The 23,581-nt window shown below is 43.7% G+C and carries 20 protein-coding genes and 1 riboswitch; of the genes, 15 read left to right on the top strand and 5 right to left on the bottom strand.

What is annotated here, in order from left to right; all coding sequences use genetic code 11:
- Nucleotides 1-10 precede the first annotated feature (10 nt).
- The 7 genes from treC (at nucleotide 11) to HMPREF9380_RS02485 (ending at nucleotide 7,754) form a co-directional block, all read left to right on the top strand.
- Complete coding sequence (treC, locus tag HMPREF9380_RS02455) at nucleotides 11-1,642, top strand: alpha,alpha-phosphotrehalase (protein ID WP_004193104.1); 1,632 nt, start codon at nucleotides 11-13, stop codon at nucleotides 1,640-1,642.
- Between the two features lie 187 nt (nucleotides 1,643-1,829).
- The gene (locus HMPREF9380_RS02460; protein ID WP_004193102.1) at nucleotides 1,830-4,079 is read left to right on the top strand and encodes an endonuclease/exonuclease/phosphatase family protein; all 2,250 of its coding nucleotides are present in this window, start codon (nucleotides 1,830-1,832) and stop codon (nucleotides 4,077-4,079) included.
- Between the two features lie 246 nt (nucleotides 4,080-4,325).
- Entirely contained in the window at nucleotides 4,326-5,135 is an 810-nt protein-coding gene (pflA, locus tag HMPREF9380_RS02465) for a pyruvate formate-lyase-activating protein (RefSeq protein WP_002905907.1), read from the top strand.
- A 138-nt stretch (nucleotides 5,136-5,273) separates the two neighbouring features.
- Nucleotides 5,274-6,209: a manganese-dependent inorganic pyrophosphatase gene (locus tag HMPREF9380_RS02470; RefSeq protein WP_004193098.1), complete on the top strand. Its 936-nt coding sequence runs from the start codon at nucleotides 5,274-5,276 to the stop codon at nucleotides 6,207-6,209.
- Nucleotides 6,210-6,300: 91 nt separating this feature from the next.
- Nucleotides 6,301-6,813 carry a YiiX/YebB-like N1pC/P60 family cysteine hydrolase gene (locus tag HMPREF9380_RS02475; RefSeq protein ID WP_004193096.1) on the top strand — a complete coding sequence of 171 codons (513 nt, stop codon included), beginning with the start codon at nucleotides 6,301-6,303 and terminating at the stop codon, nucleotides 6,811-6,813.
- Nucleotides 6,806-7,459 carry a DUF1803 domain-containing protein gene (locus HMPREF9380_RS02480; protein WP_004193094.1) on the top strand — a complete coding sequence of 218 codons (654 nt, stop codon included), beginning with the start codon at nucleotides 6,806-6,808 and terminating at the stop codon, nucleotides 7,457-7,459. The genes HMPREF9380_RS02475 and HMPREF9380_RS02480 overlap by 8 nt, the downstream gene beginning before the upstream one ends.
- A gap of 100 nt (nucleotides 7,460-7,559) precedes the next feature.
- Nucleotides 7,560-7,754 (top strand): CsbD family protein, encoded by a 195-nt coding sequence (locus HMPREF9380_RS02485; RefSeq protein WP_002894655.1) that lies wholly within the window; start codon nucleotides 7,560-7,562, stop codon nucleotides 7,752-7,754.
- Between the two features lie 28 nt (nucleotides 7,755-7,782).
- Here HMPREF9380_RS02485 and HMPREF9380_RS02490 read toward each other — a convergent pair whose 3' ends face one another.
- The 4 genes from HMPREF9380_RS02490 to HMPREF9380_RS02505 all read right to left on the bottom strand — a co-directional run bounded on the left by HMPREF9380_RS02490 (nucleotide 7,783) and on the right by HMPREF9380_RS02505 (nucleotide 11,695).
- Nucleotides 7,783-8,787 (bottom strand): FecCD family ABC transporter permease, encoded by a 1,005-nt coding sequence (locus HMPREF9380_RS02490; RefSeq protein WP_004193092.1) that lies wholly within the window; start codon nucleotides 8,785-8,787, stop codon nucleotides 7,783-7,785.
- On the bottom strand, nucleotides 8,777-9,796 hold the full coding sequence (locus tag HMPREF9380_RS02495) for a FecCD family ABC transporter permease (protein WP_004193090.1): 1,020 nt from the start codon (nucleotides 9,794-9,796) through the stop codon (nucleotides 8,777-8,779). Before HMPREF9380_RS02495 ends, HMPREF9380_RS02490 begins: the two co-directional genes overlap by 11 nt.
- Nucleotides 9,797-9,895: 99 nt before the next feature.
- Entirely contained in the window at nucleotides 9,896-10,831 is a 936-nt protein-coding gene (locus tag HMPREF9380_RS02500) for an iron-hydroxamate ABC transporter substrate-binding protein (protein WP_032907673.1), read from the bottom strand.
- Between the two features lie 78 nt (nucleotides 10,832-10,909).
- Nucleotides 10,910-11,695, bottom strand: a complete 786-nt coding sequence (locus HMPREF9380_RS02505; protein ID WP_004193087.1) for an ABC transporter ATP-binding protein — start codon at nucleotides 11,693-11,695, stop codon at nucleotides 10,910-10,912.
- A gap of 219 nt (nucleotides 11,696-11,914) precedes the next feature.
- Here HMPREF9380_RS02505 and HMPREF9380_RS02510 point away from each other — a divergent pair, with 219 nt between their 5' ends.
- Nucleotides 11,915-12,670, top strand: a complete 756-nt coding sequence (locus HMPREF9380_RS02510; protein WP_032907670.1) for a CPBP family intramembrane glutamic endopeptidase — start codon at nucleotides 11,915-11,917, stop codon at nucleotides 12,668-12,670.
- 45 nt (nucleotides 12,671-12,715) lie between these two features.
- Here HMPREF9380_RS02510 and HMPREF9380_RS02515 read toward each other — a convergent pair whose 3' ends face one another.
- Nucleotides 12,716-14,161 (bottom strand): UDP-N-acetylmuramoyl-L-alanyl-D-glutamate--L-lysine ligase, encoded by a 1,446-nt coding sequence (locus tag HMPREF9380_RS02515; RefSeq protein ID WP_004193083.1) that lies wholly within the window; start codon nucleotides 14,159-14,161, stop codon nucleotides 12,716-12,718.
- 86 nt (nucleotides 14,162-14,247) lie between these two features.
- On the opposite strand from HMPREF9380_RS02515, the gene HMPREF9380_RS02520 reads away from it, so the two are divergent.
- From HMPREF9380_RS02520 to upp, 7 genes are all read left to right on the top strand, one after another.
- A complete protein-coding gene (locus tag HMPREF9380_RS02520) occupies nucleotides 14,248-15,876 on the top strand; it encodes a putative polysaccharide biosynthesis protein (protein WP_004193080.1) in 1,629 nt (542 codons plus the stop codon).
- A 121-nt stretch (nucleotides 15,877-15,997) separates the two neighbouring features.
- A complete protein-coding gene (locus HMPREF9380_RS02525) occupies nucleotides 15,998-16,588 on the top strand; it encodes a hypothetical protein (RefSeq protein WP_004193076.1) in 591 nt (196 codons plus the stop codon).
- Nucleotides 16,589-16,708: 120 nt separating this feature from the next.
- Complete coding sequence (locus HMPREF9380_RS02530) at nucleotides 16,709-17,866, top strand: cystathionine gamma-synthase (RefSeq protein ID WP_004193074.1); 1,158 nt, start codon at nucleotides 16,709-16,711, stop codon at nucleotides 17,864-17,866.
- The gene (locus HMPREF9380_RS02535) at nucleotides 17,859-19,034 is read left to right on the top strand and encodes a MalY/PatB family protein (protein ID WP_004193072.1); all 1,176 of its coding nucleotides are present in this window, start codon (nucleotides 17,859-17,861) and stop codon (nucleotides 19,032-19,034) included. The genes HMPREF9380_RS02530 and HMPREF9380_RS02535 overlap by 8 nt, the downstream gene beginning before the upstream one ends.
- 75 nt (nucleotides 19,035-19,109) lie before the next feature.
- A riboswitch (M-box (ykoK) riboswitch) is annotated at nucleotides 19,110-19,265 on the top strand.
- 150 nt (nucleotides 19,266-19,415) lie between these two features.
- On the top strand, nucleotides 19,416-20,027 hold the full coding sequence (locus tag HMPREF9380_RS02540) for a glutathione S-transferase family protein (RefSeq protein ID WP_004193069.1): 612 nt from the start codon (nucleotides 19,416-19,418) through the stop codon (nucleotides 20,025-20,027).
- Nucleotides 20,028-20,184: 157 nt separating this feature from the next.
- A complete protein-coding gene (gene mgtA / locus HMPREF9380_RS02545; RefSeq protein WP_032907662.1) occupies nucleotides 20,185-22,845 on the top strand; it encodes a magnesium-translocating P-type ATPase in 2,661 nt (886 codons plus the stop codon).
- Nucleotides 22,846-22,942: 97 nt separating this feature from the next.
- Nucleotides 22,943-23,572, top strand: coding sequence for a uracil phosphoribosyltransferase (gene upp / locus HMPREF9380_RS02550; protein ID WP_002894672.1), 630 nt, complete (start codon nucleotides 22,943-22,945; stop codon nucleotides 23,570-23,572).
- Nucleotides 23,573-23,581: the final 9 nt, after the last annotated feature.

Raw genomic sequence — 23,581 nt, 5'->3', positions numbered from 1 at the left:
AGGAGAAAATATGACACTTGATAAAACAAAGGTTGTCTACCAAATTTATCCAAAGTCTTTTAAAGACACAACTGGCAACGGTTTGGGAGATTTTCGCGGGATTATTGAAAAACTTCCTTACCTGAAAAAGCTGGGAGTGGATATGATCTGGCTCAATCCTTTCTATCCGAGTCCGCAACGGGACAATGGTTATGATATTTCTGACTATACTGCGGTAGACCTTATCTTTGGAGATATGGCAGATTTTGAAGAGATGGTCAAGGTCGGCCAGCAGCATGGTATTGACTTTATGCTGGATATGGTTCTCAATCATTGCTCGATTGAGCATGATTGGTTCCAAAAGGCACTGGCTGGGGATTCCTACTATCAGGACTTCTTTATCCTGCGAGATGAGCCAACGGACTGGCTGTCCAAGTTTGGCGGTAGTGCCTGGGCGCCATTTGGCGATACGGGCAAATATTATCTGCATCTCTATGATGTGACTCAAGCTGATCTTAACTGGCGCAATCCCAATGTTCGTCAAGAGCTTTTCAAGGTGGTGAATTTTTGGCGGGACAAAGGAGTCAAGGGCTTCCGCTTTGATGTCATAAATGTCATTGGAAAAGATGAGGTGCTGACGGACTGTCCAGAGCAGGAGGGCAAGCCAGCCTATACTGATAAGCCAATTGTGCATGACTATCTGCGTATGATGAACGAAGCGACCTTCGGGCAGGATGCTTCCGTTATGACGGTTGGCGAAATGAGTGCTACGACGATTGAAAACTGTATCCTTTACACCGCACCAGACCGGCAGGAGCTATCTATGGCTTTTAATTTCCATCATCTCAAGGTGGACTATGAAGCTGGACAGAAGTGGACCCTTAAGCCTTTTGACTTTGAAGAATTAAAACGCCTTTTCCATACTTGGGGCAAGGAAATGAGCGAACACGACGGTTGGTCGGCCCTCTTTTGGAACAACCATGATCAGCCGCGAGCTCTCAACCGCTTTGTCGATGTAGAGAATTTCCGCAATGAAGGGGCAACCATGTTGGCAGCCAGTATTCATCTGTCGCGAGGGACACCTTATATCTACATGGGTGAGGAGATTGGCATGGTGGATCCTGACTATGACTCCATGGAAGATTATGTGGATGTCGAGTCTCTCAATGCTTACCAGAGTCTGCTTGCTGAAGGGCAATCGCCGGAAGCAGCCTTCAGGATTATCAAGGCTAAATCTCGTGATAATTCTCGGACGCCTATGCAGTGGGATGATTCAGTCAATGCAGGTTTTACAACAGGAACTCCATGGCTGAAGGCGGGCAAATCCTACCCTTTTATAAATGTGGAAAATGAAATCAAGGGACCGATCTTTACCTTTTATCAGAAATTGATTGCCCTGCGTAAGGAACTACCTATCATCGCAGAGGGCAGCTATCAGCCAGCCTATGAGGACAGTCCTCAGGTCTATGCCTTTGAGCGGGAGTGGCAAGGACAAAAACTTTTAGTACTTAACAACTTCTATGCTGACCCGATTACGGTGGACATCCTGACGGACTATCAAAATGGTCAGGTTCTCCTATCCAATTACGGCAAGACTCAGATTGACCATGTGATGACCCTGCAGCCATATGAAACCTTGGCAATTTTAATAGTTGAAAACTAAAGTCTTGAAAGAATCTGGAAAAAATTCCAGATTCTTTTTTCTGTGTTGGGCCAGTCTAGGCAAGTATTTTTCTGAAGTAAGAGAAACTAATACAGAATTTTAAGAAAGCCTTTGCAAAATTTGATTCTTTTCTTTATAATAAAAATTAAATAGGATAATATACATTTATACAGAAAAGGAGAAGTTCATGAAAAAACAAGTTTCTTACAGGCAGCTCTTTCCCACAGCGGTTTTGCTAGCTGCTTTTCTGTCCCTGCTTTTTTCTGTCCAATTGGCCGGAGCAGAAGAAGCGGTAAGTTCGTCGACTTCAGAGGCGGCTGCTCTTACAGAGAATCCGGCCGTAAGCGGTGCGTCTGTTGCCAGTCAAGCGGAGAGTCCAGCTGCAGACCCCGGAGAGTCAAGGCCAGCTTCTACAGAGACAGTGGAAAAGGCAGACCAAGCCCCTGCTACAGCACAAGCCGCGGCTAGCGGACCAGAAGTTGTGTCCAATGTAGGAACCATTCAGGGAGAATCACAAGCCTCTCCCTATGAGGACAAAGAGGTTCAAGTTTCCAATATAGTTGTGACGAAAACAGACCGTTATGGTTTTTATGTTCAAGATGTGATTCCTGATGGAAATAGCAGGACTTCTGATGCTCTTTATGTTGTTTCTAAAGAAAAAGTCGATGTCGGTGACAAACTTAGTCTTGAAGGACGCGTCAAAGAAGGTTATATGGAAGAGCTCAGCGTTCGTCAGGGGCAAACTTTCAACAAGCCCAGTGATAGTTTGACAGTCACCATGCTTGTCGCTTCCAAGGTGACCAAGGAAGGGAAAACTGACTTACCTGATCCAGTTGACATCGTGGCTAATATGCCTCAGGATACGGTCGATAACGATATTAATAATTATCAGCCTCAAAGTGAAGCACTGGACTACTGGGAAAGTTTGGAAGGAATGTTGACGACGGTGAAGAGGCCACGCGTTTTAGGCCCGCAGTACCGTGGAGACATTTATGTCTTACCTGAAGGCTACCAAGCCCAACCATTAAACAATATCGGTGGCCTAAATCTTCGTCCAAACGCTCAAAATACCGCAACCATTCCAGTCTATGTTGGCAATAAATTCATTGCCAAGGCCAAGGATTATTTCAATGGTGATGTGGTCGGAGTCGTGAACTATCGTGGGAAGATTTACAAGTTGGAGCCGACTCAGCTGCCTGATTTGGTGGATGGTGGCTTGCAGAGACAGGTCTCTCCTATCTATCCAAGTGAAGACAAGCTGACTATTGCTTCCTACAATATCGAGAATTTTTCTGCCAATGCTAAAAAAGGTGAAACACCTGAGGAAAAAGTGACTAGAATCGCCAATTCCTTTATCAATGAAATCCACAGTCCAGATATCATCACGCTCATCGAGGTTCAAGATGAGAATGGCAGCGTTAATGACGGAACGACCAGCGGTGTCAAAAGCGGTGAGAAACTAGCGGCCCGCATCAAAGAACTGGGCGGAAAAACTTACAAGTACACCGAAGTTGCCCCACTTGACGGTCAAGATGGCGGCAAGCCTGGCTCTAATATCCGCGTGGCCTTTCTCTACGATCCAAATCGGGTGAAGTTAGTCGAAAAAGAAGCCGGCACGAGTGACGAAGCAGCTAGCTTTTCCGGTGGCCATTTGGTTAAGAATCCTGCCCGAATCGAACCGACCAATCCTGCCTTTACCAAGGTCCGTAAATCCTTGGCAGCTGAGTTTGAATTCAAGGGACAGCATATCGTCGTTATCGCCAATCATTTGAAGTCCAAGATTGGGGATGATGCCGTTTATGGCTCCGCTCAGCCAGCAGTTCAGCATACGCAGGCTGCTCGGATAGAGCAGGCTAAAATTTTAAATAGCTTTGTTCAAGAAGGGCTGAGACAAAATCCTAACCTTAAGTTTGTGCTGACTGGAGATTTCAATGACTTTGAATTTTCCGAAACGGCTAAAGCACTGGCGGGTAATGAACTGATTAATCTCATGCAAGAGCATGATGCGGCTGACCGTTATTCCTACTTCTACCGCGGCAGCAACCAAAGCTTGGACAATATTTTCATTTCGAAGAACCTGGCAGGCAAGGCAGTCTTTGCGCCTGTCCATATCAATGCCTCTTTCATGGAGGAACATGGCAGAGCTTCAGACCATGATCCAGTAGTGGTTCAGCTGGACTTTTCTAAGGATGTTGCAGCTTCGACTTCTGAAAGCTCCCAACCGTCTCAATCAAGTGGACAATCTTCTGTAGCAGCAGATCAAGGAGTTCCTTCTCAGACCAATTCTCCATCGTCCAATCAAACTGGACAAGGTCAGACAGCTGGCAGCAAGAAGAAGGGGCTCCCGCAGACCGGTCAAAATAACAGTGGCTGGGCAGTTTTGGGATTGACCTTGCTGATGTTTGCTTTTACTCTCAAAAATAGAAGCAGAAATTAACTAAAATCAATTTAAAAAGTGAAATCAGGGTGGAATAGAGAATCTGCCCTGATTTTTTATTTGCCAGCATCTAAGAGCAAGTCTTAATCAGCTTTCGGCCTAAAGTTTTATCTGTTGTAAAACACTGAAAATGAAACTGAAAAACAGTTTGTTTTCTAAAAAATAGACAAATTAAGTCTATTTTTGCTTTAATCATGTTATAATGTAGTTAGTTATAAAACGTTTTCAGAGTTAAGAGGTTGCGCGATGGTTGAAGAGAAAATTGAAGAAGCAGTTGATTATGGAAAGGTAACGGGCATGGTCCACTCTACTGAGAGTTTCGGTGCAGTTGATGGACCGGGTATCCGTTTTATTGTTTTTTTGCAGGGCTGCCACATGCGCTGCCAGTATTGCCATAATCCGGACACATGGGAGATGGAGACCAACAAATCTCAGCTGCGGACAGTGGATGATGTCTTGCAAGAAGCTCTCCGTTATAAGGGCTTCTGGGGTAACAAAGGCGGCATCACCGTCAGTGGAGGAGAGGCCTTGCTGCAGATTGATTTTCTGATTGCCCTCTTTACCAAGGCTAAGGAACTGGGCATCCACTGTACATTGGATACCTGTGCCCTACCCTTCAGAAATACGCCTCGCTATCTGAAAAAATTTGATAAGCTTATGGCAGTCACCGACCTAGTCCTGCTTGATATCAAGGAGATTAACGAAGAACAGCACAAAATCGTGACCAGCCAGACCAACAAGAATATCTTGGCCTGTGCCAAGTACCTGTCTGACATTGGAAAGCCAGTCTGGATCCGCCATGTCTTGGTGCCAGGATTGACCGACCGTGATGATGACCTGATTGAGCTAGGTAAATTTGTAAAGACGCTGAAGAATGTTGATAAGTTTGAAATTCTACCTTACCATACTATGGGAGAATTCAAATGGCGGGAGCTGGGCATCCCTTACAAGCTGGAAGGGGTTAAGCCTCCGACAGCTGATCGGGTCAAGAATGCTAAGGAACTCATGCAGACTGAATCCTATACAGAGTATATGAATCGGGTGCATAATAGCTAATCTATTTTGAGTATGAATAAATGGGCTGGTGGGCTAACCAGTCCATTTTTCTTAAGAAAATGCCCTTCTGCTTTTGTGAAATGCCTGTAATTGTGGTAAAATAAATGCAATAAGTTTATATAAAAGAAGAGGTTTATCATGTCTAAAATTTTAGTTTTCGGTCACCAAAATCCTGACTCAGATGCCATTGGTTCATCTTACGCTTTTGCTTACTTGGCTCGTGAAGCTTATGGCTTAGATACAGAAGTTGTTGCTCTGGGTGAGCCTAATGAAGAAACAGCCTTTGTTTTAGATTACTTTGGTGTAGCTGCGCCGCGCGTGATTACATCTGCCAAGGCAGAAGGAGCTGAACAAGTCATCTTGACAGACCACAATGAATTCCAGCAGTCTGTGGCAGATATTGCTGAAGTTGAAGTCTATGGCGTGGTGGACCACCACCGTGTTGCTAACTTTGAAACAGCTAGTCCACTTTACATGCGCTTGGAGCCAGTGGGATCTGCTTCATCTATTGTTTACCGTATGTTCAAGGAGCACGGCGTAGAAGTTCCAAAAGAAATTGCAGGATTGATGCTGTCTGGTTTGATCTCTGATACTCTCTTGCTCAAATCACCAACAACTCATCCGACTGACAAGGTCATTGCACCAGAATTGGCTGAGCTGGCTGATGTCAACTTGGAAGAGTATGGTTTGGCAATGCTTAAGGCAGGTACAAACTTGGCTAGCAAGTCTGCAGAAGAATTGATTGACATCGATGCGAAAACATTTGAGCTCAACGGAAACAATGTCCGTGTGGCACAGGTCAACACAGTTGATATTGCAGAAGTTTTGGAGCGTCAAGTAGAAATCGAAGCGGCTATTGAAAAAGCAATCGCTGATAATGGTTACTCTGACTTTGTCTTGATGATTACAGATATTATCAACTCAAACTCAGAAATTTTGGCTATCGGAAGCAATATGGATAAGGTCGAAGCAGCCTTCAACTTTGTTCTTGAAAACAACCATGCTTTCCTAGCAGGCGCTGTTTCTCGTAAGAAGCAAGTGGTGCCTCAACTGACAGAAAGTTTTAATGCTTAAAGAGCTCATTTGAGGAAATAAGTTACTAGATGGGGCTATTCCCCTCATACTTAAAAAGGGGTCTCGGCTCCTTTTTTGATAGGCGAGAGAAATGAAGATTCAAGATTTACAAAATGGGGATTTGATTTTTACGGTCGGATCTTCAGAAATTGCAGCAGCCATTCGGTCAGCAACTGGTTCATATAGCCACGTGGCCATCTTTTTTAATGGTGAGATTTATCATGCAACCCAGGAGAAGGGTGTTGTCAATCAAGACTTGTCTGATTTTTTACAGGATGAGGATGTTTATGACGTGTATCGCTATCCAGCTATTGAAGCAGAAGCAGTCTTTAAAAGAGCCAAATCACATCTAGGAAAGCCATACAATGTCAGCTTTTATCCTCAGTCCGATGGTTTTTACTGTTCGGAGTATATTGCGGACATTTTGCCGATTTTTGATACGATTCCCATGCAGTTTGGGGATGAGAAAAATCTGATTTCTGATTTTTGGCAGGAATATTATCTGGACTTGGGCTTAGGGGTTCCCATAGGTCGGCCTGGGACGAATCCTAGCCAGTTGGCTCAGTCAAGAAAACTCATCTACAAAGGAGAACTCAATGATTAAAATCATCAATCCCAGTCGTTTGACGCGCCAGCCTTTTTTTCAGGAGCTGATTGATTATTTGGATCAGCATGAGGCAGTGATTCTACGTGAGATTAAGCGAGAGTTTGAGGGTGTAGCTAATATTGACCGCTCGATAGAGGACTATATCAAGGCAGGTTACATCCGGCGAGAGAACAAGCGATATTTCCTGACCCTGCCTCTTTTGGAAAGTTTGGAGGACTTGCGTTTGGATCAAGAAGTCTTTATCCGTGATGATAGTCCCCTCTATCAGGAATTGTTGGAGCTGCGCTTTGAGACCCGGCTTTCCAATCAGACCAATGCGGCTGTTTTGCTGGAAGAGACAGATTTTCTGCGGGATAAGCTGACCTTGGCAAATTATTTTTACAAGATGCAGCGCCAATATCCTCTTTCTGAAGCACAAAAGCCCCTCTATGCTGTCTTGGGCGATGTCAATCCAGAGTATGCACTCAAGTATATGACTACGTTTCTTCTCAAATATGTCCGCAAGGATGAGCTCATGCAGAAGCGGCGGGACATTTTTGTCGATAGCCTAGTAATCTTGGGCTATATCCGGCAAAACGAAGCAGGCAAGTATGAGTTACAGGCCAGCTTTGATAAGGAGAGATTGACTTTCCAGCTGCACTGATTTTCTCATAGAATGAGCAGAATATTTGACCTTTGAAAAGAAAAAACTTATACTACTGTAAACGGTATCAAATACTGTAAAAAAGAACGGAGGCAAAATTATGTCACTAGAAAATAAATTCGATCAAGCTAAAGGCGCTGTTAAAGAAGGCGTTGGCAAAGTTACAGGAGATAATAAGACAGAAGCAGAAGGCTTTGTAGAAAAAACAGTTGCTAAAGCCAAAGAAGTTGCTGAAGATGCTAAAGAAGCTGTAGAAGGTGCCGTTGAAGGTATCAAAAACAGCTTGGATAAATAAAAAAACAATCAGTCGATTATTCGGCTGATTATTTTTTTTGCTGATACATAAGGTAGAGGAAGTAGGGAGCTCCAATAATGGAAATCAAAATGCCTGTCGGGACTGAGCTTCCGATGAGGAAGGTTCTTGTGACAGTATCTGCCCCTGTCATGATAAAGGCGCCTAGCAGCATGGCGGCTGGAAAGAGTAAGCGATGATCGCTAGGCAGGAATCGTTTGCTGATATGGCTAGCCAACATACCGATGAAGACTATATTTCCAGCTAGAGATAGGCTAAAGGCGACGAGAGCACTGGCTAATAACAGGGTTATTTGCCGCTCTCTTTTTAGATGAAGCCCCAGGCCTAGAGCTGTTTCTTCATTTAGACTGAGGATATTGAGCTTGTGGGAGCGCAGATAGGTCAGCAGCCAGAATAAAAGCAAGAAGGGGCCGGCAATAGCTAGACTTTCCCAGTTATTACCCGTAATCTTACCAGCTAGCCAGCTAACTACATAGGTCAGTTTGTTCTGATTGACACGGCCGGTGATGGCAATCATACTGGAAGACAGAATGGTTGACAAGGTCACGCCAGCGATAATGAGCTTGACAGGGCTGATAGCTTGGCCTTTTTGATGTGAAATCAGGTAAATAAGGGCTACAGTCAGCATACCGCCAAAGGTCGCGATGAAGGGAAGATAGCGGATATAGAAAGGATCGGTCACTTCTAGCTTGCTGATAGCAAGAGTAATGATAACACCAGCTCCTGCATTGATTCCCAAGGTTCCTGAATCGGCAAGTGGGTTTCGAGTAAAGGTCTGCAGCAGTACACCGCTCATCCCTAGCGAAGCTCCTGCTAGAAAGCAGACCAGAATTCGAGGCAGGCGGATCTGCTCCATGATAAAGGTGCTGCCATCATCTCCCTGCCCCAGCAGATATCGAAGAGCTTCACCGATATTAAATTCCTGATCGCCTGATGATAGAGATAGTAGGAAAATTAGGAAAGTCAGGAGGCTGAGGCTTACTAGAACCAAAAGAATCCGTTTTTTATCTCTCATAGAAGGCCCCCTTTCTCATCAGCCACAGGAAGACTGGCAGCGTAACGAGACTGATAATAGAGCTAAGAGGCAGACCGACCATATGACTCGCAGCAAAATCACAAATTAGTAGAAAGAGCGCTCCTGTTAGCATCGTCAGTGGCAAGATTTTTTGGTAGTTCTTGCCGCTGATGGTTTTGACAAAGTGTGGAGTAATCAGTCCGACAAGAGCCAGGCTTCCTACTAGGGCAACGGCTGTCGCTGATAACAGTAGAACAAGGCTTAGAAAGAGCAGGGTTACCTGAGTCGTTCGCTGGCCTAAGCCCTTGGCTACTGTTTCATTGAGGCTGAGAATGGTTAGTTGGTGAGAAAATAGCTGAGCCAGTAAGAGGCCTAACAAGATAAAGGGAGCAATGATTTGCAGCATTTTCCAATTGGTTCCTAGAAGCCCTCCAGCCTGCCAACCGATGACAGCATTGGTTAGGTTGAGGTAAATGGTCAAGCCTTGTCCGATGGCAGTCAGGAGTGTTGTTACCATGGCACCGGATAAGACGAGACGTAGTTGCTCAAAACCTTTTCTAGGATGGTAGGAGAGGCTAAAAACCAGAATACTGGCTAGACAGGCTCCTGCAAGTGAGAGCAGGAGGATGCTACTGTAGTGTATACTCTTAGAAAAGGCATAACCGCAGATGAGCGCTAGGCCAGCTCCTGAGTTGATCCCCAAAAGTCCTGGGTCAGCAATGGCATTGCGGGTAATTCCCTGCATGATGGCTCCTGAAACAGCCAAGCTAGCTCCGACTAGCAGAGCTGCTATTCCTCTAGGTAAGCGCAGATCTATGATGATGTTCTGGGCTGGACTTTCCTTGAAAGGATGGCTCAGCGTTTCTATCAGTTGCCGATGGGAGTAGCTGGGAATGCCAAAGCGCAGGTAGAGATAGAGTCCGCTAATCAGCAGGAGAATGAGGGCGAAAAAAACAAGCCAAAAGATGTTTGGCCTATTTTTTTGAGTGAAGAGTGAATGAAGTGTCATCTGGTGTCCTTTATATAGTTGAAAATCAAATAGCTGTCGTGAGATATATCGCTTACTAGCAATGTTTTTTCACTAGTTTGAGTTCCTGCAAGGAATGGTCTAGTTCATTTTTTCAAGACCATCTTGAATAGTTTTGAGTTCGTATTCAAGTGTCAATGGATCGTTGAAATAAAAGGCGTTGGCATCCACTTTTAAGATATGGTTCTGTTGGACAGCGGGAATAGATTTCCAAACATCGCTTTCGTAAAGAGCACTGCCCGTTTTATCATCTTCAGCTGCAACCAGGACATAATCGCCAATATACTCACTCACCGTTTCTTGGCTGACTTGCAAGTAGCCACTTGGGAATACTTCATCCTTCACCTTTTGTGGGGCGTCAAATCCCAGAGACTTGTAGATAACTTCTCCGCCTCGTCCCCAGTTGTTACCGAAGAGGTAGATTTCCTTTTCATATAGTCCGACAACCGTGAAAGTGACATTTTGTCCCAGCTTTTCTTTTAACTGCTTGCCGATATCAGCTGTTTTGCTCTTCCAATCAGCAATCCATTGATCAGCTTCTTTTTCCTTACCAAAGATTTGGCCAAAGCGATTCAGGATTTCTAAATAGTCATTTTTTCCATAATCAATGGCAATAGTTGGAGCGATTTTCTTTAGTTCATCGATATTTTTGTCGCTGGCATCTACCACGATAAGGTCTGGCTTTTGCTTGGCGATAGACTCTAAATCTTCCGGCATCAGGACCTTGGCGTTTTTGACTTTTTCCTTGAGGACAGGGTTTTTAGCATCATAGGATGTTACAGTGACAGGGTCGAAACCAAGTTGCAGCAAATAGCCAGTGTAGGTAGAGGAGAGGCTGGCGATTCGTTTTGGATTTTTAGGAATATCGCCGTAGTAGTGAAATCCATCAATTTTGGGCTTGCTGGATAGCTCGACCTTGTCTGAAGAGGCAGAGTTTTCAGATTTAGATGAGCTGCCGCAGGCAACTAAAAGGAAGATGGTGACAGTAAGGGTGGCAAATGATAAAAACTTTTTCATTTTTTCCTCCAATTCTATAAAAAGTTTAGAAGCTGTATTCATGAAGAGATATGGAAAACTTATCTATGAATACATGACTTATTTAACGAGCTGATAGCTGAGGCAGAGTGGCTTATCCTGAATAGGATCCCGAATAATCTGGGCTTCAATCTGAAAAATGTCTCTCAGAATATCCGAAGTCATGACCTGCTCAACACTTCTTTGATACCGGATATGCCCATTTTTCATAGCGATCAGCTGATGGGAGAAGCGGGCAGCCAAGTTGATGTCATGCAGAACCATGATAATGGTTTTTCCGCTGAGTTGGTTGAGGTCATTCAGCAACTCCAAGATTTCCAGCTGATGATTCATATCCAGATAGGTGGTCGGCTCGTCCAGAAAAATGGTCTCTGTATCTTGGGCTAGAGCCATAGCAATCCAGACGCGCTGGCGCTGGCCTCCAGACAAATCATCCACCTGCCAGTCCGAAAATTCGCTGACCTGAGTTGCTTCCATGGCCCAGCAGATTTTTTCCCGGTCTTCTGTACTGAGCCGTCCCAAGCCAGTTTGATGCGGAAAGCGGCCATAAGAGACCAGATCATAAACAGTGATGCCATCGGTCGCCTCCATGGTTTGGGGCAGCAAGGCAATCTTTTGCGCCACCTCCTTGGTCGGCAGTAGGGCGATGGACTGTCCATCCAGAGTTATGCTGCCGGATTTTGTCGGCAAAATACGAGTAAAAGCCTTGAGAAGAGTGGACTTACCGCAGCCATTGCTACCGATAATAGTCGTAATCTTTCCCTCGGGTAGTTGGCAGTCCAGTCTGTCAATAATAACCTTTTGATCGTAGGCGACCTGGATACTTGCTGCAGAGATAGTGGACATAGACTTCCTTTCTGGCTGATTCTTCTATCAGAATTACATCTTTTATTATACCATAAAAATTTTTCTAAAAAAAGAGTTTTCTGACAATTTAATAAAAATAAAATAAAAAGTTTTATAAATTTGTAAATAATAAAAATTTAAGCTTTTCATGCTAAGATAGAAATATAAAAAAGAACCTGAAATGATGACATAAATTTACAGCTGGTGAAAGGAAATATGATGAAATTATTGACAAACCTACGCCCCTCTACGCCTTTGAAAGAGCTGAGGTGGTTTGATATTGCAGTGATTACCCTGCTCATGTTTGGGCAGTTTATTTACCGCTCAACAGAGCTTTATCTAGCTAGCTTTGCACCTGCCGCCAGCTCAGGAGAGACTGAAACGGTGACCAATACAGCCACTGAAGGAGCGGCTTTTTCTAGCAATTTCAATTTTCAGCTACTGATGCTGGTCTTGACCATTCTTTATCTATTGCTTCGGCGCTTTGACTTTAAGCAGCTTCCCATCCGTCTGAGTTGGTCGGTTCTCCTTTGGACCCCTCTTATTTTTGTAGCAGTAGGGTTCATTGGTGACATTGTAACGACACTGAGCGGCGAGTACAATTACTTTGATCCAACTCTCTGGTCTTATGTAGATGTTCTAGAAATCTTCCGGAAATTTGCTGAACTGACACCTATGGCCATCCTATACGGACTTCTCAATGGTTTCTATGAGGAATTCTTCTTTCTGGGGCTTATGACCTCTGTTAAGGATAAGTATAAGTGGTGGGCGCTGGCCTACTCTACTATCATTCGGATTTCTTTCCATACCTATCAGGGCATGCTGTGGGCCTTGGTTATCGGAGTGGTGTACGGTCTCTTTTACTATTTCCTTTACAAGTATAAGGTCAAGAACCTCCTACCTTTCTTTCTCATGCACGCCTTGGCGGATATGTTTGGCTCCAGCTTGATGTACGTTCTGATTAAATGGCGTTAATTTTTACAAAACGACAATAAAAAGGCGATATCCACGCCTTTTTTCTTATAAATACTTTTCAGCAAGAGCATAGTCTCCTGGATAAGTTACTTTTTCTCCTTCTACGATTTGGTAAGCATCTGCTCCTTTACCGGCCAGAATGACGGCATCTCCCTCTCGGTCTGTCAGACTGAGAGCTTTTTTGATTGCTTCTTCTCGGTCGGCTATTTTGTCCACTGGATAGGAGATGTAGGATGCGATTTCCTCCGAAATGGCTAGAGGATCTTCATAGTTGGGGTCATCCGCGGTTAAGATGACAGTTAGCTCAGGATGCTGATTAAGTAGGAGACCGAAGTCTTTGCGGCGACTTTCACCCTTGTTGCCAGTAGCACCCAAGAGGAGGATAATCTTGCCCTTTTGGTGTTCCTCTACCACAGACAGCAGGTTGCTTAGGCTGACGCCATTGTGGGCATAATCAACGAAGATCTTGGCGCCGTTTTTCTGAGTCAGAACTTCCATACGGCCTGGGACTCGGGTTGCGGCAATTCCTTTTTTGATGTCTTCGAGGCTAGCACCCAGACGCAGACAAGCAAGACCAGCCGCTACTGCATTTTCTTGATTGAAGCGGCCGATGAGCTGGATATCGTAGTGGCCAGCTAATTTACCAGCAGCTTCAAAGCTGAAAGCCTGAGAATCTATTATGGTATTGCTTGAGCCTGCTCCATAGAAATCATGTTCCATAGAAACGACTTGCTCTTTCACGATTTGGAAATGATCCATGCCGCTATTTACGATAACTGCTCGGCTATTGTCCATCAAGAGCCGCTTATTGTAGAAGTAATCTTCAAAGGTTGGATGCTCAATGGGGCCGATATGGTCGGGACTGATATTGAGAAAGACACCGACATCAAAGGTCAGGCCGTAGACCCGCTTCTTGAGATAAGCCTGACTGGAAACTTCCATGATGAGATGAGTCCGGTCGTTGGCAAGGGCTTGGGCCATCATTTTGATAAGATCCAGACTCTCTGGTGTAGTCAGAGTTGACTTGAAGAAAGTCTCTCCATCCAAAGTAGTGTTCATAGTCGAGAGCAGGGCAGGACGATGATTTTGGGAAAGGATCTGATAGGCAAAATAAGCTGTAGTTGTCTTGCCCTTGGTGCCAGTAAAGGCCAGCAGTTTGAGCTTTTTCTCAGGATGACCGTAAAATTCCATAGCTAAGAGACTCATGGCCTGCTTGACGTCGTTGACCAAGAGGACCGGAATGCCCACTTGAAAGTCTGTCTCGCTGATATAAAAGCGCAGGCCAGCTGAGACGGCTTTTTCTAGAAATTCTTTCTTAAAAGCCTCACCCTTGACAAAAAAGAGGGTAGAGGCATCCGCTTCCCTGCTGTCATAACTGATACTATCGAAAGTCAAGCCGCTGTAGGAGAAAAAGTATTCTCCGTCTTTGACAATATCACGAAAATTATGATCTTCTTTTAAAATATTTAATACGGTTTCAATTTTAATCATAAATCTATTGTAAACCTTATGGCTGGGTTTTACAAGAGGCAAGGAAAAGTTTATAATAAAAGAAGAATAAATAGAAGAGGTTTTCTATGAGCCAAGAAACAACAAGCCAGCAGCAGCAGATGCTGCGGGGAACTGCATGGTTAACTGCCAGCAATTTTATCAGTCGTCTTCTGGGGGCCATCTATATCATTCCTTGGTATATCTGGATGGGCAAGCACGGCGCTGAGGCCAACGGTCTTTTTACTATGGGTTATAATATCTATGCCTGGTTTTTACTGATTTCTACAGCAGGCGTGCCAGTGGCAGTGGCCAAGCAGGTAGCTAAGTACAATACCATTGACAAGGAAGAGCATAGCTTTACTCTCATTCGAGAGTTTCTCAAGTTTATGCTGCTTTTGGGAGCTGTCTTTGCAGTGATTATGTACCTGCTCTCACCAGTTTTCGCTTCTATGTCAGGCGGTGGTTCAGACTTGGTTCCAGTCATGCAGAGTCTGTCTCTGGCCGTTTTGATATTCCCATCGATGAGTGTTATCCGAGGTTTTTTCCAAGGTTTTAACAATCTCAAGCCTTATGCCATCAGTCAGATTGCGGAGCAGGTCATTCGGGTTATCTGGATGCTGCTGACAGCCTTTTTCATCATGAAAATCGGTTCTGGCAACTATGTAGAAGCGGTTACCCAGTCAACATTTGCAGCGTTTATCGGTATGCTGGCTAGCATGGCTGTCTTAGCCTTCTATCTCTGGAAGACAGGGATGCTGACTTCTATCCTTCATAAGTCTGCCAATGCAGGGGAGATCAATAGCCGTGCCCTCCTCTGGGATACAATCCGAGAAGCCATTCCTTTCATTATCACAGGATCTGCCATTCAGCTTTTTCAGATTATTGACCAAAATACCTTTATCCATGTCATGGGCTGGATCAGCAAGTACAGCAAGTCCGAGCTGCTGGTTCAGTTTGCCTATTTCTCAGCAAATCCTAATAAAATTACCATGATTTTGATTGCAGTGGCAACTTCTATCGGCGGTGTCGGGATTCCTCTCTTGACTGAGAACTATGTCAAAGGTGATTTCCGATCGGCTGCACGCTTGGTGCAGGATAATCTTAGTATGCTGATTTTCTTTATCTTGCCAGCAACCATTGGTGCTGCTTTGGTAGCGGAGCCACTCTACACAGTTTTCTATGGCAAGCCAGATAGTTTAGCACTAGGACTTTTCATCTTTGCTATGCTGCAGACCATTATCCTCAGTCTATATACGGTGTTAGCTCCGATGATTCAAGCCCTCTTCCAAAATAGAAAGGCAATTATCTATTTCCTCTATGGAGTGGGAGTCAAGTTGGTGCTGCAAGTACCCTTGATTTATATTTTTAAAGCTTATGGTCCTCTTCTTGCGACGACAGTCGGCTTGATTATCCCAATCTTGCTCATGTATCAGGAAATTCGCAAGGTAACAGGTCTGAATCCTAAGAACCTCTTTAAGCGGAGCCTCCTGTCAGTGATTCTGACGGTTCTGATGACCATCTTTGTCTTGGTGGCAGAGCTTCTTATTGGTCTCTTCCTTCATCCAAGCGGTCGGATTTCCAGCTTTGTCTATATCACTCTGATTGGCGGTATCGGTCTCGCTGTCTATGGCGGATTGGCGCTCAAAGTTCGCCTTATGGATCGCTTTATCGGTTCAAAAGCGGCTAGTCTGCGCCGACGCTTTGGAATTAGATAAATTTAACAAGAGTTGTCTGGCAACTCTTGTTTTGCTATAAAGAAATATCACACAAATGGCTGTTTTATTTAATTTTGTCTTTCAATAAAATAGAAATAAGAGTTATTTCTAGGAGGAAATAATGCTTTTATACATACTGGTTTTTGTCCAAAGTATGCTTTCTTATATTCTGATTCCTCTATTGATAGAGTCTGGCCTCGTTCTTTATTATGCAAAAGGAGGGAAGAGGAGTATTTTTGCATACGGTAGTTTTATTCTCTGGGGCTTTACTTTTATTAGACTCTATTTCTTAGATTATATACTTTGTTTCGTTTGTATTTTTGTTCTTCCAGTTTGGTTTTTACTACTGAGGAAGGAAAATAGAGGTTGGATGTTTTTTATTAACTTAATATTAACTTTAACTGGGATTATAACAAGTTTAGTTTTAACTATAGCTCTTTTACTAGTCTCAGAACACCGTCGTATAACTTACTTTGAACATGGACAAGACAGTTATATCATTGTAACCAATCAGGTTATTTCCTCTGGTCTATTACGTAGTAGTTCAGATACCCATATCAAAGTTTATATAAACAACCCATTTGTTGCTAAGGAAGAATACCATGAGCATGTTGATGAGTATCAGTCTGAAGTAAATAACATTCCCTCTTTAGAGAGTTATGACGAATATCATGCCTATAAGAAAAATTATAAGATAGAGTCAAAATCCTAAATAGACGCTTTCATATCTATTAAAAAGCCATATGGCTTTTTAATTTTTATCTTTATTATGTCTAAAACATCAACATTATAGTTTCAAACTATAGCTAGCTCTTGGAAAGAAAAAAGATAAATGTTTTCAAAAGATGTTACAATAGAGGGTGAAATATTAGCGAAGGATTGGAAGGTTAATATGAGTAAGGACGTAAAATTAAATACACTACTGGCTCAGGCTGGGGTTAAAAAAGATGAAACAACCGGTGCTTTAACAACACCCCTGCATTTTTCAACGACCTACCAGCATCCTGAGTTTGGTCAGTCAACAGGTTATGACTATACTCGAACCAAGAATCCAACAAGGGTTAGCTTGGAAGAGACTCTGGCTGCTATCGAAAGTGCAAATTATGCTCTAGCGACTAGCTCTGGTATGTCGGCTATTGTGCTGGCCTTTAGTGCCTTTCCGGTCGGCAGCAAGGTTTTGGCTGTTCGGGATCTCTATGGCGGCTCTTTCCGCTGGTTTGCCCAAGCTGAAGCAGAAGGGCGCTTTGCCTTTACCTATGCCAATACAGAAGAAGAACTACTCAATAATCTGACAGAGGATATAGATATTGTCTATATCGAGACACCGACCAATCCTCTTATGGTAGAGTTTGACATTGCCCGCATTTCCAAAGCGGCTCACGAGCGAGGAGCAGCTGTCATTGTGGACAATACCTTCTACAGTCCTATTTACCAAAGACCGATGGAGGATGGAGCAGATATTGTTCTACACTCTGCGACCAAGTATCTGGGCGGGCACAATGATGTCTTGGCTGGAGCCATCATGACTAATGATGCTGCTATTTATGACAAGCTATTCTATAACCTCAATACAACTGGACCAGTCTTGTCTCCTTTTGACAGCTATCTGCTTTTGCGCGGTCTCAAGACACTGGCTCTCCGTATGGAGCGCTCTACTCAGAATGCGCAAGAAGTGGTTGATTTTTTGAAGAAATCTCCTGCGGTAAAAGAGGTTCTCTATCCAGGTAAGGGTGGTATGATTTCCTTTAAAGTTGTGGATGAAGGGAAGATTCCTCATCTCTTAAATAGCCTGAAAGTCTTTACCTTTGCGGAAAGTTTAGGAGGAGTGGAGAGCTTGATTACCTATCCGACGACCCAGACTCACGCAGACATTCCGGTGGAAGTGCGTCATTCTTATGGCTTAACTGATGATTTGCTGCGCCTGTCGATTGGAATTGAGGATAGTCGAGATTTGGTAGACGATTTACGTGCAGCCTTGGAGAATGAATAATATGGGAAGATATAATTTTGAAAAAGCCCCCTGTCGTGTAGGGCATCATACTTATAAATGGAAAGAAGCGGAGAAGGACAAAGAAGTTCTGCCAGCCTGGATTGCAGATATGGATTTTGAAGTCCTGCCTGAAATCCAGCAAGCTGTTCATGACTACGCTAATCAGTTGGTCTATGGCTATACCTATGCCAGTGAAGAGCTAATCAATGCTGTTCTAGATTGGGAGCGGGATGAGCACGACTATACCTTTGATCGAGATGCTTTGGTATTTATCGAGGGGGTTGTTCCTGCTATTTCGACAGCTATCCAAGCCTTTACCAAGGAAGGTGATGCTGTTCTAATCAACACTCCTGTTTACCCACCTTTTGCCCGCAGTGTCAAGCTCAATAATCGTCAGCTTATTACCAATTCTCTGATAGAACAGGATGGTCTCTTTCAGATTGACTTTGAGAAGCTAGAGCGGGACATTGCAGACAATGAAGTCAAGATTTATGTTCTTTGCAATCCGCACAATCCTGGAGGTCGAGTTTGGGAACGGGAAGTGTTAGAGAAAATTGGCCGCCTCTGTCAAAAGTACGGCGTTCTCCTGGTCTCAGACGAAATTCATCAAGATTTGACGCTGTTTGGCCATGAACATCAGTCTTTCAATACTGTCTCGCATGACTTTAAGGACTTTAGTCTGATTTTAGCCAGTGCGACTAAGACTTTTAATATTGCTGGGACTAAAAATTCCTATGCAGTGATTGAGAATCCTAGCTTGCGACATCAGTTTAAAAAACGCCAGCTGGCCAACAATCAGCATGAAATTCCTGGTCTTGGATTTTTAGCGACAGAAGCAGCCTATCGATACGGTTGGTCTTGGTTGATGGAGCTCAAGGAAGTTCTTGAGAAGAATGTGAATTTTGTGGTTGATTATTTTGCCAAGGAAGCACCTCGCGTACGGGTCATGAAGCCTCAAGGGACCTATCTGATTTGGCTGGACTTTTCAGATTATGGCCTGACAGATGACCAGCTCTTCCAGCTGCTGCGAGAAGAGGCAAAGGTCGTCCTGAATCGAGGAAGTGATTTTGGTCAAGAAGGTAAAGGTCATGCTCGCCTAAATGTTGCTACTCCAGAGACGATGATTGAAGAAATCTGCTCCCGTATTGCAGAGGTATTGCCAAAATAAATCAAAAATTTTTTGAAATTTGTCTCAAGCCAGAAAAAATGATTGACAATCCTTTGAAAGAGGAGTATAGTAATAGTGGAAAATCGGTAGGTGAGGCTACCATAAGGATACGGATGACTACCGCAAAGCAGTGGAGACACTACTCGTTGGTTAACAGTCCTGATCGCCAAGGTCAAGACTAAGCTCATTTCATCGCCTTATGGAGTTAAAGCTTGAACGGTGAATGCCTGCTTTATCTGTGCTTAAAACAATGAAGCGAATAACCTGACATGCAAACAACCCTGCCGAGAAATTGGCAGGGTATTCTTTTTTGCTGAAAATATTTCAAGAGAGTAAATAGTTGATTGCCTGCCTCTCAAGAAAAAAGAAGGAGGAATAGTGATGAAATTTTGGTATTCTAGTACCAGTCCTTTTGCGCGTAAAGTATATGTTACAATTTTACATCATCATTTAGAGGAGCAAGTGGATATTCAGAAAGTTCAGGTGGCTTTTGATAGAAATTCACCGCACAATCAAGATAATCCTTTAGGTAGAATTCCTGCTTTTCAAGCTTCCAGTGGAGAATGGTTATATGGTAGTGATTTAATTTCTCAATATTTAGACGAACTAGGTCAGGAAGTCTCACTTTTCCCTAATGGAATGAATAAATGGCACATTTTAAATATATTGTCCATTGCTGAAGGAATTTTGGAAAATACAATGCCGATTGTTGCGGAAAAATTTTTCCATGGAAAAGAACATTGGTGGAAAGACAGACATCAACAAATTGAAGAGAGAAATATACGGAGTTTGTCTTTGTTAGAGAAACTGGCTACTGAGCAAGGGCTCTCTTTAAATATTGCAACAATCCAAGTAGTTGCTCTTGTAGATTGGTGGAATTTACGTGAAGAAGTTATTGGATTTTCTTTAAAAGAAAATTTTCCAGAATTACAAGATTGGACACAGAAGATGAATGCCACCTTTGATGTCTTGCAGGCATCTTGGGACTTTTAATTGTTTTTATAAATTAAGAAAGGAGACACGCGATGCAAATTGACGATTATCCGGAACCGCACATACACAGCCAATCGCTGATTTGTGTCGTTCTGTCCTTATAAAGTGATTGGTTCCTGTGTATGAAATTTATCAATCATACATCAAGGAGAAACCAATGAAAACAGTAAAAGAAAGATTAGTTGCTGCGCTGCAGCTTCCTGTAAAAGAAACTCTGGTATTTTACAAGAGTTCCTTTCGCGGCCTGACAGAAGAGCAGGTCGAAGAAAATCGTGACCTCTATGGTGAAAATATCATCACAAAGGGTCAGGAAGACTCTATTCTAAAGAAAATTTACGAGTCTATCATTAACCCCTTTACAGTCATCTTATTGGTGATTGCCCTCGTGTCCTTAGTGACCAATGTTTGGCTGGCTAAGCCTGGTGAGGAAGATCCGACGACTTCCATCATCATTGTTGTTCTGGTGCTGATTTCTGGAGGCATTCGTTTTGTTCAGGAATTGCGGAGCGACCGCGCTGCTAGCAATCTGTCTCGGCTGATTGTCAACACGGCTACGGTTATCCGTGAAGGAGCAGAGCAGGAACTTCCGATTGATGAGCTTGTTGTAGGAGACATCATCAAGCTTAGTGCCGGAGACATGATTCCTGCAGATGTCTTGCTGCTGGACTCGCGTGATTTCTTTGTTCAGCAGTCCGGTTTGACAGGTGAAAGTGATGCGGTAGAAAAGGTCTGTCTGGCCAAGTCAGATGAACAAAAACTTGATAGCCTTTTAGAAACAGAGTCGCTGGCCTTTATGGGAACCAACGTTATTTCCGGAAGAGCTACAGCTCTGGTGCTGGTGGTTGGCGACGAGACCATGATGGGAGCCATTGAGCAGACACTGAACACCTACGATGAGCCGACCTCTTTTGAGCGCGAGATGAATAGCATTTCCTGGCTCTTGATTCGTCTGATGCTCGTCATGGTGCCGGTCGTGTTCTTCATCAACGGTTTGACAGATGGCGACTGGCTGGAAGCAGGTGTCTTTGCCCTCAGCGTTGGGGTCGGCCTGACTCCAGAAATGCTGCCTATGATTATCACGGCGAGCTTGGCTAAAGGTTCTATTATCATGGCTCAGGAAAAGGTCGTGATTAAGAAGCTGAATGCCATCCAAGACCTAGGAGCTATTGATATCCTTTGTACGGATAAGACGGGCACATTGACCCAAGACGAGATTGTGTTAGAATACCCGCTGGATATTCATGGAGATTTGGACTTAGCAGTGCTCCGTCGTGCTTTTCTCAATTCCTACTATCAAACTGGTCTCAAAAATCTTATGGACCGGGCTATTATCAATCGGACGGAGAAAGAAGCAGAAAAGCATGAGATTGTCCGTAATCTAGACCAAACCTTTAAGAAAATTGATGAACTTCCCTTTGATTTCGAGCGTCGTCGTATGAGTGTCATCGTCAAGGATGATGAGGATGTTATCAGCATGGTGACCAAGGGGGCCTTGGAGGAAATGCTGGCTATCTCTAGCCATGTAGAATACAAGAATCGCATTACGGAACTGACTGAGGAAATTCGTCAGGAAATCCTTGCGGAAGTGGCTCAACTCAATGAGCAAGGGCTACGCGTGCTTGGTGTTAGCTACAAGTCAGACTTAGAAGAAGATTACGACTATGAAGTGAAGGATGAATCTAACATGATTTTGACGGGCTATCTGGCTTTCCTAGATCCTCCAAAGTCATCTGCGGCTCCAGCTATTGAAACCTTGGCTAAGTACGGCGTTGCTACTAAGATTTTGACCGGTGATAATGATAAGGTGACCCAGGCAGTTTGTGAAAAGGTTGGGTTAGATGTAGATAATATCTTACTAGGTGTAGAGGTGGATGCCTTATCTGATGAAGAATTGAGTCAGGCAGTGGAGCATACAACGGTTTTTGCCAAGCTCTCACCTGACCAAAAAGCTCGGATCATTCTCCAACTCAAGGCTAATGGCCACAAGGTTGGCTACATGGGTGATGGTATCAATGATGCACCTTCTATGAAGGTAGCAGATGTGGGTATTTCTGTTGATACAGCTGTCGATATTGCCAAGGAAACAGCAGATGTCATTCTGCTGGACAAGGACCTTATGGTTCTGGAGAAAGGGCTGGTAGAAGGACGCAAGGTCTATGCCAATATGACCAAGTATATCAAGATGACAGTCAGTTCCAATTTTGGGAATATCTTTTCTCTCCTCTTTGCCAGTATCTTTCTGCCTTTTCTGCCTATGGCACCAGTTCATCTGATTGTCCTCAATCTAGTTTATGACTTGTCTTGTATCGCTCTGCCCTTTGATAATGTGGATAGTGAATTTCTCAAGAGACCTCATATCTGGTCAGCCAGTTCTATTACCCGCTTTATGGCTTGGATTGGTCCTATCTCATCCGTTTTTGATGTTTTGACCTATCTGGTGCTCTACTTTATTATTGTACCTATGATAACAGGAGGTAGCTATCAAGCAGGTAGTAGACAGGCAGAGACCTTTATCACTCTTTTTCAAACAGGCTGGTTCGTTGAGTCCATGTGGACCCAGACCATGGTCATCTACATGCTGCGCTCACCTAAACTGCCATTTGTGCAGAGCCGTCCTGCTTTATCCGTTATTGTGACGACCATGGCAGCAGCTCTCTTTGTTACTTCCTTGCCATACAGCCTCTTTGCGTCAGTTCTGAAGACGGCTCCGCTGAACGGCACTTATTTCCTTTTCCTTTTCTTGATTATTGCGCTTTATATGGTTAGTGTAACCCTTGTTAAACACCTTTATATCAAGCGCTATAGAGAATGGCTGTAAGGTAAAGAAAATCTTTGAAAAGGCTTGCTTATGGCAAGCCTTTTCACTCTTTTTTTGATATAATAAGAAGAATAAATTGAAAGAAGGAAATCCAATCATGGGAAAACTTGAAGTTATCGCTCATCCACTTATTCAGCATAAACTGTCTATCTTGCGTCGTACAGATACCTCTACCAAGGCATTTCGTGAATTAGTTGATGAAATCGCAATGCTCATGGGATATGAGGTTTTGCGCGATTTACCACTTGAAGATGTAGAAATTGAAACACCAATTACAAAAACAGTCCAAAAGCAGATTGCAGGGAAAAAATTAGCTATTGTTCCAATCTTGCGGGCTGGTATTGGCATGGTGGATGGACTTCTGAGCTTGGTTCCAGCAGCTAAGGTCGGCCATATCGGAATGTACCGTGATGAGGAAACCTTGAAGCCGGTTGAATATCTGGTCAAGCTGCCAGAGGATATTGACCAACGTCAGATTTTCGTTGTTGATCCAATGTTGGCTACGGGTGGTTCTGCTATCTTGGCTGTGGATTCTCTGAAGAAACGTGGTGCTAGCCATATTACATTTGTCTGCTTGGTTTCAGCGCCTGAAGGAGTAAAAGCCTTGCAGGAAGCTCATCCAGATGTTGATATTTTCACAGCTGCTCTGGATGATCATCTCAATGACCATGGTTATATCGTACCAGGACTGGGAGATGCAGGAGATCGTCTGTTCGGAACTAAGTAAAAGTTTCTA

Origin of the sequence: Streptococcus sanguinis SK49, assembly GCF_000212815.1 — a bacterium.
Classification (GTDB): domain Bacteria; phylum Bacillota; class Bacilli; order Lactobacillales; family Streptococcaceae; genus Streptococcus; species Streptococcus sanguinis_C.
Note: the sequence above shows the minus strand (reverse complement) of the source record. Positions and strands in the feature narration are given on the sequence as shown.